Below are 11,385 nucleotides of genomic sequence, written 5' to 3'. Positions count from 1 at the left end.
GCTCAACGGTAGGCCGCCGCCTCTATGGCGTGCACGGAAGTCCACTGATCGGCTCGGAGGCCTCATGCCCCTGCAGATGGAACTGGTCGCGATAACACTGGATTGCCCTGATCCGCTGGCTCTGGCGGCGTTCTATCAGCAGGCCACCGGCTTTGAACCACACCCGAAGTCAGACGCCGAGTTCGCCGGTCTCAACCGTGAGGACGGACTCTTCATCGGCTTCCAGCGGGTCGAGGACTACCGGGCCCCGAGTTGGCCTGGCCAGATCGTGCCCCAGCAGCTTCACATCTGCTTCAAGGTCGCGGAGAGCCTGGACGAGGCCGAGGCCCGGCTGCTGGAACTGGGTGCGGGCAAGCCGGATCACCAGCCGCATGGGGACAAGGCGCGGGTCCTCACCGACCCTGCTGGGCATCCCTTTTGCATCGTCACGCGCTGATCGCCGTTTTCGCGGCGATGAGTGTGGCTATGCCGTCGGGGTTGCCGAGCCGATACTCGATCTCCGCAGCCGTTGACCTGACGGATTTCGTGAGCCAGATGCGGCTGGTGCCGCGAATCGGGCTCGGTGTGGACGCTCATGAAATTGGCTCTGTCCGCAGTTTCGTGAGCCTTGTTCAGAAGGACCGGTAGATCCCCTCGGGATCATCGTGGGCCTGTGCCGCGTACTCCTCGAAGCCCAGGTTGCCGATGCTCAGGTTGGCGTGGACGTCGTGGACCCCTGCGGGGATGGTGCGGAACTCACGGCCGTACTCGGTCAGCTGCTCGTAGTCCTCGTCGTCCAGGCACTCCTCCCGCGTCAGCGTGGTGACCGCCAGCAACGCGTGGCTCTCGGCCTGCATGGTTGTGCGGTCGGCGAGGAAGACAACGGCCAGGTTCTCGTCGGCGCAGACCGCGTTCAGCGCCTCGTCAACGCTTGCTCCTGCCCAGGCCGGGTCGTCTATGAAGTGGACGTGTGCCTCGTAGGGCCTGTCTCCCCAGGGTTCCGTCAGTGCCGCCGTCACGTCCTGCCACGCCTGATCGTCGTGGTAGTCGGTCCTGACGACCAGGACGTCGAACTCATCACGGCCGGTGACGGCGGGCAACGCTCTCATGGATCCTTCTCCTCGGTGACGATCGGTGAGCCGTGCCCGACTGTCTCACGGGCTGTTTTCAAGGATGCGGGTCCGTAGGAGTTCGAACGAGGCTCGGCCGTACATTGCTCTTTTGAGTGTTTTCACCCGGTTCACCTGGCCTTCGACGACGCCGGAGTTCCAGGGGAGGGTGAGGCCGGCGGTGACGGCGTCGAGGTCTTGGCGGAGGGAGCCGGCGAAGCCCTTCATGGGCTTGGGTGCGTCCTGTTCGGCTTGCCGGATCCACTCCAGCAGGAGGTATCCGCGCTGGTGTCGGACCAGGTCGGCGAAGGCGCGGGCGAGGTCGCAGGCTCTGGTGATGTCCGGGCAGGTGAGCCGGACTTGAAGGAGGCGCTCGTTCTGGCTGTCGGTGAGGGTCTCGCGGGGCCGCATGATCCAGGAGGTGATCTTGCGGGGGCTGGGGATGTCGGCCCGGACCGGTTCGGCGGTGCCCGCGCGCAGGGCGGCGAGGTGTTTGCGGACGACCTGGCGGCTTCCCCGGTAGCCGCGTGCCTGGATCTCCAGGAACAGCCGGGTGCCGCTGACCTGGCTTTGCGCCGCGGTGAAGCGGGCGTTCAGGTATGCCTTGAACGGCTCCAGGACGCCGTTGGGGCGGCGCTCGCGGGCGGAGGCCAGCAGCTGATCGAGGTCGGTGTCGCGGAAGCGGCGCACGGTCTTGCGGTCGAGGTTCAGCCTGCGGGAGATGGCGCTGATCGTCCAGCGTTTCTCCAGCAGGCGGTGGATGTCCTCGTAGCGGTGACGGGTGCACTCGATGATCTGGGTGCGGGGCAGTTCCGCGGGCGGTAACAGCATCGGGGCCACCTCGGGCACTTCGGGCACCGTCTCTTCCTCGACGTGTTTGCGCAGGCAGTCACGGTGCTGGTGGCAGGTCTTCTCCACCGCGGCGGACAGATTCTGCAGCAGGTGCCATCGATCAGCGACTTCGAGGGCGTCGGGGGCGGCTTCCCTGACCGCCTTGGTGTAGGCGGTCGCCCGGTCCCGGCAGATGATCTCCGCTCCGGGATGCTCCTTGAGCCAGGCCGCGAAGGTTTCGGAGGTGCGGTCGGGCAGCACGTCCACGACCCGGCCGGCCTCGACGTCGACCAGCACGGTGCCGTAGGTGCAGCCCTTGCGGAAGGCGAACTCGTCCACCCCCAGCACGCGCGGGGCACGGTCCGGCACTGCCGGTGCCGTCAGCAGCCCGAGCAGCCGCGTCCGGCCCGCGGCCAGCCGCAACCGGCGGCACAGCCGGGCGGCGGGACGGCCGCCGAGTTCGATCGCGATCGACCGCAGCCAGCCCACCAGCCCGGTGCTGGAACGGCGGTAGCGCGCGGACAGCCCCGCCACCTGCTCGACGAAGGTCGTGCGGGAGCAGCTCCTGCGGTCGCAGAAGTACCGGCGCACCCGCAGACGGATGATGACCTGGCGCGAGCCCAACGGCTTTTCGTCCAGCGTGCGTTGATACATGCTGTGGACGCGGCGGGCCTGCTTGCGGCAGTTCGGACACCGACCCGGACGGGCCGTCGACACCGCCTCCACCACCAGGATGCCTGAGGAGTCGCTCACGCCCTCCACCCGCACATCGATCCCGGGAAACAGCACATCCTCAATCGTCTTGCTCGCCACGGCAGGAAGTACGTTGGCGAAACGATCCGGCGTTCCTGCCGCTGACCTGGGGATTCACGGAACTGCTGACAGAGCCATGAAATTCCCCAGCCAGAAGTTCACGTAATTCCCCAGTGCCCGCAGTCGCTGGTGGCCGTCGGGCACGGTTGTCAGTGGCTCCTGCCAGCATGCGCAGATGACTTCACCTGACGACCTGCTCACCACTCCTGAGGATCAGCCGCGGGCCCACCTTCTCAAGCTGGTCGGTGCTATCGAACCGTGGGATGACCTGGAGCGCACCCACCTAGAGTCCGCCACGCAGTGGATCGCCGGCGGAGCCCCGATCTACCGGGTGCGCAAGCCAGATGTTCCGGCGATGCACTTGGTGAGCTACTTCGTTGTCCTCGACGACACGCGGGGGCAGCTGCTGCTCGTCGCGCACCGCAAGGCGGGCCTGTGGCTGCCAGCCGGAGGACACGTCGAGCCAGGTGAGGACCCGTGGGCCTCGGTGGTGCGCGAATGCCGTGAGGAGCTGGGCATCGAGGCGGTGGCATCACCGATCACCGGAGAGCATCCCCTCTTCCTCACCGTCACCCGAACCCGGGGACAGCGCACGCATACCGACGTCTCGCTGTGGTACCTCCTCAATGCCGACGCCCACACCATCACTTCCTACGACCAAGGCGAGTTCAACGCAATCCGGTGGCTGACCGACGAGCAGGTGCTTGCTGAGCCGGCCGAGCTGCTCGACCCCCACATGCACCGCTTCACACGCAAGCTGCAGCACACCCGGACCAGGAAGCGTCGCGGTTAGCCTCCTCAGGGTGTGCGCAATGCCCATCCGGCGCAACCCCGCCACGCTGGGGCCCGACACCAGCACCGCACCCGTCCGCGGTCCCCATGGGGAGTCGTGACCGCGAGGGTGGGGAATTGCGTGACGCTCAAACAGTCGGAAGTGGGGAATGTCGTGACCGTCGACAGGCGGCCGTCGCCGGCCGGTCCGACCAGGACTTCTGCCCGGTCACCCACCACTGCTCGGTGATCGGCATGACGTTGTACGAGGTGGACGAGCTGCACGTGTACGCCCACACGTCGAACAGGTGCAGCGCGGCGGCGCTGATGTGGTAGCCGTCGGTGTCCGGCAGGCCGAGGAACTTCATGAACGCCTGGCCGATGTACGCGCCGCCGTCGGGGGTGCCGACGCGCAGGGTCGTGTCCGAGGAGTAGTCGGCGGTGTTCGGGTAGTAGACGTAGGTCGTGAGCGTCTGGCCTGCCGTAGACACCGTCATGGTCGGGTCGACGGTCACCGGGAAGGCGATGTCGGAGCCGGACAGCCAGGACGGGTCGAGGGACATCTTCACGGCCGGGGTGCCGTCGACGTCGGTGACGCTGTAGGTCATGTCCCAGTTGTCGTGGGACTCGCCGGTGGCGGGGTCGACGTGGGAGTCCCGGGCGAACGGCTGGGGCAGGCTCGCGGCGACCGTGCCGCTGCCGTCCACCAGCTCCACCGTGCCGTCGGTGGCGGTGGTCAGCGTCAGGCCCTTCAGGGACATCGGGAAGACCCAGCTGGTCGGCGCGTTCGCCGAGGTCAGCACGAGGGACTCCTTGACTCCGTCGGCGGTCGGCGCGAGCACGAGGTTCGTGTCGGTGAGGACGCCGTCGTACTCGACGGAGGAGCCGGAGGCGGTGCCGGTGACCGCGGCGGCGCCGGCGAGGGACCAGGACACGGACTCGCTGTCGGAGAGGGTCAGGGTGGCCAAGTCGCCCTGGGCCGAGGTGCCGGAGCTGACGCTGGGGCTGGGCGAGGCGGTCGGGTCGGCGGACAGCGTCGCGTCGGCGGAGGCCGTCGCGTCGTCGGAGGCGGCCGTCTTCCAGGTGAGCGCGGCGGGGACGACGGAGCCGCCGCTCCCCCGCAGCGCGGACTGCCGAATCGATTCTTCAGTTCCGGTGGCGGGTGCGAAGGACACGCCGAGGGAGTTGGCCCGCTCGTGCCAGCGGCCGTCGTGACCGCGTGCGACCTCGGTGTCGATCGGCTTCCAGGTGCCGTCGGAGTCCTTGAAGTTGACCCGGGACTGGGAGACCTTGCGGGTGAAGGAGCCGTCGGTGTTCTGGTAGTAGTCGAACTGGGCGCCGGACTTGGCCGCCACGCGCTTGCTGGTCCTCGGGTCGAATCCGGTGGCCGCGGCCGCGGAGCGGGCCTTCTCCGTGGTGGTGTGCGGCGCCTTCCAGGCCTCGAGCTGCCCCCTGCCCTTGCCGGGCGCGTGTCCGGCCGGGTGGCCCTTGGCGTTCTTGGCCGCGTTGACGTCGGCGGCCGAGCCGGTTCTGGATCCCGGCCCCGAGCCGTCCTTGCCGGCCAGTCACTTCCACAGGTGCCCGAGATCGGCGCCGAGGGAGGTGGAGGGCCGGGTGGCCGCGTAGGCGGCGGCACCCTCCTGGGCCCAGAAGGACACCACCAGCGCCAGAACGACACCCCACACACGCCACCGCACCAGCGGACGCACGCCACCCACCGACTTTCCCCCACGCACAGCTACCGGACAGAAGCAGCCGATGCGTCAGGGCGTCGCCGCGTTCATGCAGGCTGTGCAGCAAGTTGTAAGTGCACTGTGAACGGATGAACAAGATCTCTTGTGAACTCCGGAGGCAACCCTTTGCCCGGACAGGGAAGAACCCACAGCCTCGCAACCACTCGTTCACCATCGGACCACCTGGCGGCCATCGGACACGGGGGCATGTGAAGGTTCAGAGCGCGCGGGCAAGTCCCCCGCCCGGCGCCGGCGCGGTGAGGTCGTCCTGGTGCGGCGGGGTGCCGGGGTTGTCGGCGGTGGCCATGAGGATGGACTGCTGGAGGCGGCGCAGGCGTGCCGACGGTTCCAGTCCGAGGTCCCTGACGAGGAGGGAACGCAGCTGCTGGTAGACGAGGAGGGCCTCGCCGCGCCGGCCGGAGCGGTGGAGGGCGAGCATGAACTGGGCGTGCAGGTTCTCGTGGGTGCGGTAGCGGCTGGTCAGGACGGTGAGTTCGGCGAGCAGCTCGCGGTGCCGGCCGAGCTGGAGGTCGGCCTCGATGCGCTGGTCCAGGGCGCACAGCCGGCTCTCCTCCAGTCGCCGTGCCTCCACGGCCAGGTGGGTCCCGGTGGATACGTCGGCGAAGGGTGGGCCGGTCCACAGGTCCAGGGCCCGGCGCAGGGTGCCCGAGGCACCCGCGAGGTTCCCGTCGTCCATGGCGCGACAGCCCTGCTCGCACAGCCGCTCGAACTCCTGGATGTCGCTGCCTCCGCCTCCGGTGGCGAGCAGGTAGCCGCCCGGCAGGGTCGTCAGCACGTCCTTCGCGGACCGGGCGCCCCCGCCCTCGGAGTCGGCGGCCCGGCGCAGCGCGGCCGCGATGAGTTCCCTGAGCTGGAGCACGTAGGTCTGCAGGGTGGTGCGGGCGCTGCGCGGCGGGGTGCCCGCCCAGAGTTCCTCGATCAGGGTCGGGACGGGCACCACCTGGTCGGCGCGCAGTGCCAGCAGAGCCAGCAGCCGGCGGGGCTTCGGTGCGGTCGGGACGACGGAGATCCCGTTCTCCCGCACGTCCAGTGCTCCCAGCAGCCCGATGTCCACACGCGTCTCCCTGGCCTTCTCGTCTGACACTTCGCCAGTAGAAAACAGCATGGACGGTCTGTCAACAGACTCCCGGCCCGAGCGCTTCCGGTGAATCGCCGGCGAACCGTCACAGGACTTCACCGCACCTCCGCCGATCGCCGAACCGGCAGCTTGGAGCCACTGTTTCAACGACCGGCGGGCTGGTTCACCGGCGGGCCGACCCCTCGAATCGGTCACCGAATCAGGCGGAATCTCGCCCTCAGCGACAGCTAAAAACAGCCCATCCGGTCGGTTACCTGACCGCTGCGGGTCGGGTCAGGTGTCTCAGGTGCCCTGCCCTCCGGTGCCGGCGGGGAGCGCGAGCAGCACGATGCCGAGGGCCAGGACCGCCAGTCCGCACCAGGAGACGCCCGGCAGGCGCTCGCCCAGGACCGCGACTCCCAGGACCGCGGCCACGGCCGGCTCGGCCAGCGTCATGGTCGTCGCGACCTGCGGGGTGGTGTGGCCGAGGCCGTGCCCGAACAGGCGGTAGCACAGGAAGCTGGTGACCGCCCCCAGGTACAGGACGACGGCCGCTCCCCGCCCTGTCAGCAGCCCGCCGCCCCCGCCCCACAGCACGACCGGCAGCACCAGCAGTGCCGCTCCCCCGAACATCACACCCAGCACGGCGCCGGAGGCATGTCCACGGGCGATGAGCTGCCCGCCGACCAGGGCGTACACCGCGTACGACAGACCGGCGAGCCCCGCCAGCAGGACGCCGAGGGCGTCCACGGGGGTGCCGTCACCGGCGAGTTCCGGACCGAGGACGAGCACCGTACAGCCGAGGACGGCCGCCGCGGTCGCGGCGGCCCAGCGGGCCGAGGGCCGGGACCGGCGGGTGAGCCAGCCGAGGAGGCCGGCCAGGACGGGCGCGCCGCCGAGCGCGATCACGGTGGCCGCGGCCACGCCGGTACGCGCCACGGCGGGGTAGAAGGTGAGCGGGTAGCCGGCCACCGCGAGGGTGCCCAGGGCGAGCAGCCTGCGTTCGCCGCCTTCGCAGACCCTGGGCAGGACGCGACTGCCGGGGGCGGTCAGGAACAGGAGCAGGCCGCCGAGAGCCAGGCCGGCGGCGCCGACTGCGGCGGCCGGGACTCCGGCGGGGGCGAGGGAACTGGCGGTCCCGGTGGTACCCCACAGCACGGCGGCCGTGAGGATCGGGAGCGGCCCGGCGAACGGGCCGGTACGGCGGGGACGCGGGCGCGCGGCGGCGGCGCCGCCCTGCGCGCGGGAAGAGCGGGATGAGGTGTCGTTGGGCACGGTCGTGAACTTCCGTCGTCGAATACCGTCTGCGGACTGGTTTCGATACGGGCGCACGACACCGGCTCCGGGCCGCCTCGAAGGCAGGGCCGGGAACTCGGGTTCGATCCGTCGGTGGGTGCGCCCGTCAGGCGCAGAGCGGCGGCAGAACGACGTGCCAGTAGGTGTTCACGGGGCGATCGTACAGGGGCGGCCGTCGGGACCCGGCGGCCGTGGTCCCCGGCCGGCGATCTCGGGTGGGGGCCATGGTCGGCGCGGCGACGCCCACCGCCGCGGGCGCGGCCGGCGCGACGATCATTCCTGTCGCTCTCGTGATCACCGGCATCCGCCCGTCGCACGTCGATGATCCGACTAGTGCCACTTGTCGTATGGTTCGACCAAGTTTTGGCCAACGTGCGCCGATATCGTTTCCCGGCGCCCGTCCGTGGGACAGACTCACCCGCGGAGGGGGGACGAGCACGGCCGTTTCACGCCGGACCGTGCCATCCCGCAGTGTCGCGCCGCCCAGGGGAAAGGCGGCGAGCAGACCAGCGGAGGAATGCATGACGCAGTCGCTTCCGGGGCAGCGCCCTGCCCAGGAGCAGCCGGTCACCGGGCACGGACGGCCACCCGTCGTGGTGATCGGCGCCGGGCCCTACGGGCTGTCGGTGGCCGCCCACTTGCGGGCGGCGGGGGCGCCGGTACGCGTGTTCGGTGACGTGATGGGCAGTTGGCGGCACGCCATGGCCACCGGGATGTACCTGAAATCGACGCCGGACGCGACCGACCTGTCGGCTCCCGAGCCCGGCGGCCGGCTGGCGGACTTCCGGCGCGCGCACAGCGAGCCGGAACTGACGGAGCTGACACCGATCCCGTGCGACGTCTTCGTCCGGTACGGGCAGTGGTTCCAGAAGCGGTACGTCGGTGAGGTCGAGCCGGCCCGGGTGACGGCCGTCGAGCGGGCGGCGTCCGGGCCCGGCTTCGCCGTCCGGCTGGACGACGGGACGGAGATGACGGCCTCGGCCGTCGTGGTGGCGACCGGGTTGAACGGTCTCGCCCATGTCCCGGACGAGTTGCGGCGGCTCGCGCCCGAGGGGCCGGGCCCGCGGGCGTGGGTCTCGCACACCAGCCACCACACGGACCTGTCCGTGTACGCAGGACGGCGGGTGGCCGTGATCGGCGGTGGTCAGTCCGCGCTGGAGAGCGCCGCGCTGCTGCACGAGGCGGGTGCCGAGGCGCAGGTCCTGGTGCGTGAGCGGACGGTGCTGTGGGGCATGACGCCGGAGCTGTCCCGGCCCTGGACCGAGCGGGTGACCAAGCCGGCCTCGCCGCTCGGCACGGGCTGGATCCTGGCCGGCGTCTGCGCGTCGCCGGGTGGCGTGCGGTGGCTGCCCGCGGCGGCCCGGCTGCTGCTGTTCCGGCGGGCGCTCGGCCCGTCGGGCGGCTGGTGGCTGCGGGACCGGGTGGAAGGCGTCGTACCGGTGCGCACCTCGCGCCGGGTCACGGGCGCCGTGGTCCAGGGACCGGAGGTGCGCCTGGACGTCGCGGGCCCCGGGGGCGCGCGCGAGTCCCTCGCGGTCCACCACGTGCTGGCGGCCACCGGCTACCGGCTGGACCTGGCCGCGCTGCCGTTCCTGTCGCCCGCGGTCCGGGACGCCGTGGCGTGCGTGCCGGGTTCGAAGGCACCGGCGCTGCGCGGGACGTTCGAGTCGTCGGTGCCCGGTCTCTACTTCACCGGCTCGCTCGCGGCGCCGATGTTCGGGCCGATGATGCGGTTCGTGGCGGGCACGGAGTTCGCCGCCGTACGGATCGCCCGGCACGTCGGGGGCGCCTGACGAACCCCCTCGCCCGGTCCTGACGGGCCCGTAGGCCCCGTTCCGGCGGGCCCGCCGCCCGGTTCCGGCAGGCCCGCCGCCCGGTTCCGGCAGGCCCGTCAGCCGATCCTGGCGAGCGGGTCCGCCGTACCCGGTGCCGGCGATCCGCTCGCACTCCCGGACGTCGAAAGCGCCGAGTCAAAAACGGCGCGGACGGTTTGTCAAACCGGGCTCCGGCCGGTGGGCGCACTCTCCGCCCGGGGGCGGGTGTCGGGGACCGCAATGCTCGCGAACTGGTCGCAGCGCACGGCGAGTTGGGGGAGCACGAGGGACCAGAACTGCTCCACGTGCCGGGGCGAGATCCGGTCGCGGTCCTCCGCGCCGAGCACTTCGAAGCCGACCGTCACGGCGACTATCACCGCGGCCACCCGGTCCGGCGACACCCCGTCGGCCAGTTCCCCGGCGTGCTGCGCCCGCAGCAGCTCCTCGCACACCCAGGCACGCCACCAGCGGCCGAAGCCCATGCCGTTCTTCCGGGAGGGATCGACGCCGAGCTTGAACCCGGCACGGACCACGACGTCGGCCGCGACCGCGGCCAGGACCTCCCGGGTGACCGTGACCAGCAGGTGCAGCGCGGAGGCGGTCGACGGCCGCCGGTCGGCGACCAGTTGCTCGACGGTCCGCCGGGCGGCACTCTCCACCTCGGCCGCGAGGGCTTCCTTGCTGGGAAAATGGAAGTGCAGCGCTCCGGCGCTGACTCCGGCCCGCCGGCTGATCGCGGGCAGTGAGGACAGCGCGTACCCGTCGGTGGCGAAGAACTCGGCGGCGGCGAGAACGAGGGCCTGCCGGGTTCGGGCCGCCCGGAGTTGCTTGACCATCGCGTCCCCCTGTCATTCCGGGCGAAACCGGAGTTGAACGGTCCGATTCCCCCTGGGCCTGCGGCATTGCGACTCGAAAAACCTTAACAAACAGCACGATTGATAGGTTTGCCGTCGTCCGCGGCTCGGCCGGACAGTCCCTGCCGTCCTGGTCGGGCGCCGGGGTACCGGCAATGGTCGGCTTCGGTGGGCAACAAACCAGGCGGATGGTTTGGTCGAGGCTGGTCAGGCCTCGGTGGGTACGGGCTCTTCCTGCCGGCGGCGCTCGACTTCCTCGACCACCCGGGCACCCCGGTCGGGCGCGGTGTCCAGCCGGATCAGGGCCGCGGGAGTGGCTATGGCCGGCAGAACGTGGTTGTAGAGGACGGAGATCCGGTCGTTGAGATCGGTCCAGTCGGAGACCACCTCGGACATGAACTGGGTCCCGATCCAGGCCCCGAGGAAGCACTCGGCGGTCTCGCGCGGTGCGACGTGCGGCAGCACCTCGCCGCGCTCCTTGGCCTCCACGAGCTTGTCCGTCACCAGCTCGGTCCAGGCGGGCCAGGCACTGCCGAACAGGGAGCGCCCCTGGAGGTCGGCGGAGAGCCTTATCCCGGCGAGGAGAATGACCTCCTTGGGGATGCGGTGGGCCAGCGTCATGCCGATGTCCACCCATTCCTGCAGCTTCAGCTCGCGCGGCACCCAGTAGTCGTCGCTGATCTGGGCGTTGATCACACCCCGCGCGAGGGCTTCCTTGGAGTCGAAGTGGAAGTACAGGGCACCCTTGGTGACTCCGGCCCGTTCGAGGATCTCGGCGATCGTCGCCGCCGTGTACCCGCGCTCGGCGAAGACCGCAGCAGCAGCCTCGACAACAGCACGACGGGTCCGAATCGCACGCTCCTGACGCACCATGGGGACCCCTCCTCGGTCAAAACAAAACCGGACGTGACGTACCTTACCCCAATCGGGGACGGGCACTTCGGCCGCGCGGGGCGGATTCCCGGTCGGTCCCGGGCGGTGCGCCGCCGTCCACGGCAAGTGTGGCACCCGTGGCGAAGCCCGCCCGGTCACCCCACGGCGGGCGGCGGCCACCCGGGCCTCCTGCGGACCGGCGGCACGGGACAGCGGAGTGTACTCGACGGCGGC

11 protein-coding genes are annotated in these 11,385 nt (G+C 70.5%); 3 read left to right on the top strand and 8 right to left on the bottom strand.

What is annotated here, in order from left to right:
* The first annotated feature begins 64 nt into the window (after nt 1-64).
* Nucleotides 65-436 (top strand): VOC family protein, encoded by a 372-nt coding sequence (locus ACIQVL_RS39260; protein WP_155058960.1) that lies wholly within the window; start codon nt 65-67, stop codon nt 434-436.
* 175 nt (nt 437-611) lie between these two features.
* Here ACIQVL_RS39260 and ACIQVL_RS39255 read toward each other — a convergent pair whose 3' ends face one another.
* On the bottom strand, nt 612-1,088 hold the full coding sequence (locus ACIQVL_RS39255; RefSeq protein ID WP_403477763.1) for a DUF6924 domain-containing protein: 477 nt from the start codon (nt 1,086-1,088) through the stop codon (nt 612-614).
* Nucleotides 1,089-1,133: 45 nt separating this feature from the next.
* Nucleotides 1,134-2,672, bottom strand: a complete 1,539-nt coding sequence (locus ACIQVL_RS39250; protein WP_403477762.1) for an ISL3 family transposase — start codon at nt 2,670-2,672, stop codon at nt 1,134-1,136.
* A 235-nt stretch (nt 2,673-2,907) separates the two neighbouring features.
* Here ACIQVL_RS39250 and ACIQVL_RS39245 point away from each other — a divergent pair, with 235 nt between their 5' ends.
* On the top strand, nt 2,908-3,525 hold the full coding sequence (locus ACIQVL_RS39245; RefSeq protein WP_403477761.1) for an NUDIX hydrolase: 618 nt from the start codon (nt 2,908-2,910) through the stop codon (nt 3,523-3,525).
* Between the two features lie 127 nt (nt 3,526-3,652).
* Here ACIQVL_RS39245 and ACIQVL_RS39240 read toward each other — a convergent pair whose 3' ends face one another.
* The 4 genes from ACIQVL_RS39240 to ACIQVL_RS39225 form a co-directional block, all read right to left on the bottom strand.
* Nucleotides 3,653-4,858, bottom strand: coding sequence for a hypothetical protein (locus ACIQVL_RS39240; protein WP_403477760.1), 1,206 nt, complete (start codon nt 4,856-4,858; stop codon nt 3,653-3,655).
* Between the two features lie 210 nt (nt 4,859-5,068).
* Nucleotides 5,069-5,221, bottom strand: coding sequence for a hypothetical protein (locus tag ACIQVL_RS39235; RefSeq protein WP_403441548.1), 153 nt, complete (start codon nt 5,219-5,221; stop codon nt 5,069-5,071).
* Nucleotides 5,222-5,453: 232 nt separating this feature from the next.
* The gene (locus ACIQVL_RS39230) at nt 5,454-6,311 is read right to left on the bottom strand and encodes a BTAD domain-containing putative transcriptional regulator (RefSeq protein WP_403477869.1); all 858 of its coding nucleotides are present in this window, start codon (nt 6,309-6,311) and stop codon (nt 5,454-5,456) included.
* 306 nt (nt 6,312-6,617) lie between these two features.
* Nucleotides 6,618-7,589 (bottom strand): DMT family transporter, encoded by a 972-nt coding sequence (locus ACIQVL_RS39225; protein WP_403477759.1) that lies wholly within the window; start codon nt 7,587-7,589, stop codon nt 6,618-6,620.
* Between the two features lie 542 nt (nt 7,590-8,131).
* On the opposite strand from ACIQVL_RS39225, the gene ACIQVL_RS39220 reads away from it, so the two are divergent.
* Nucleotides 8,132-9,403, top strand: a complete 1,272-nt coding sequence (locus ACIQVL_RS39220; RefSeq protein ID WP_403441542.1) for an FAD-dependent oxidoreductase — start codon at nt 8,132-8,134, stop codon at nt 9,401-9,403.
* 200 nt (nt 9,404-9,603) lie between these two features.
* Here ACIQVL_RS39220 and ACIQVL_RS39215 read toward each other — a convergent pair whose 3' ends face one another.
* The gene (locus ACIQVL_RS39215) at nt 9,604-10,260 is read right to left on the bottom strand and encodes a ScbR family autoregulator-binding transcription factor (protein ID WP_403441539.1); all 657 of its coding nucleotides are present in this window, start codon (nt 10,258-10,260) and stop codon (nt 9,604-9,606) included.
* A gap of 225 nt (nt 10,261-10,485) precedes the next feature.
* The gene (locus ACIQVL_RS39210) at nt 10,486-11,151 is read right to left on the bottom strand and encodes a ScbR family autoregulator-binding transcription factor (protein WP_403441536.1); all 666 of its coding nucleotides are present in this window, start codon (nt 11,149-11,151) and stop codon (nt 10,486-10,488) included.
* Nucleotides 11,152-11,385 lie beyond the last annotated feature (234 nt).

Origin of the sequence: Streptomyces sp. NPDC090499, from assembly GCF_044769305.1 — a bacterium.
GTDB lineage: Bacteria > Actinomycetota > Actinomycetes > Streptomycetales > Streptomycetaceae > Streptomyces.
The sequence above is the reverse complement of the archived record's forward strand: the minus strand, read 5'-3'. Positions and strand labels throughout refer to the sequence as shown.

Coding starts and splice junctions, on each gene's coding strand:
- ACIQVL_RS39215 (WP_403441539.1), bottom strand. CDS start 10,260: ATGGTCAAGCAACTCCGGGCGGCCCGAACCCGGCAGGCCCTCGTTCTC.
- ACIQVL_RS39260 (WP_155058960.1), top strand. CDS start 65: ATGCCCCTGCAGATGGAACTGGTCGCGATAACACTGGATTGCCCTGAT.
- ACIQVL_RS39245 (WP_403477761.1), top strand. CDS start 2,908: ATGACTTCACCTGACGACCTGCTCACCACTCCTGAGGATCAGCCGCGG.
- ACIQVL_RS39255 (WP_403477763.1), bottom strand. CDS start 1,088: ATGAGAGCGTTGCCCGCCGTCACCGGCCGTGATGAGTTCGACGTCCTG.
- ACIQVL_RS39220 (WP_403441542.1), top strand. CDS start 8,132: ATGACGCAGTCGCTTCCGGGGCAGCGCCCTGCCCAGGAGCAGCCGGTC.
- ACIQVL_RS39210 (WP_403441536.1), bottom strand. CDS start 11,151: ATGGTGCGTCAGGAGCGTGCGATTCGGACCCGTCGTGCTGTTGTCGAG.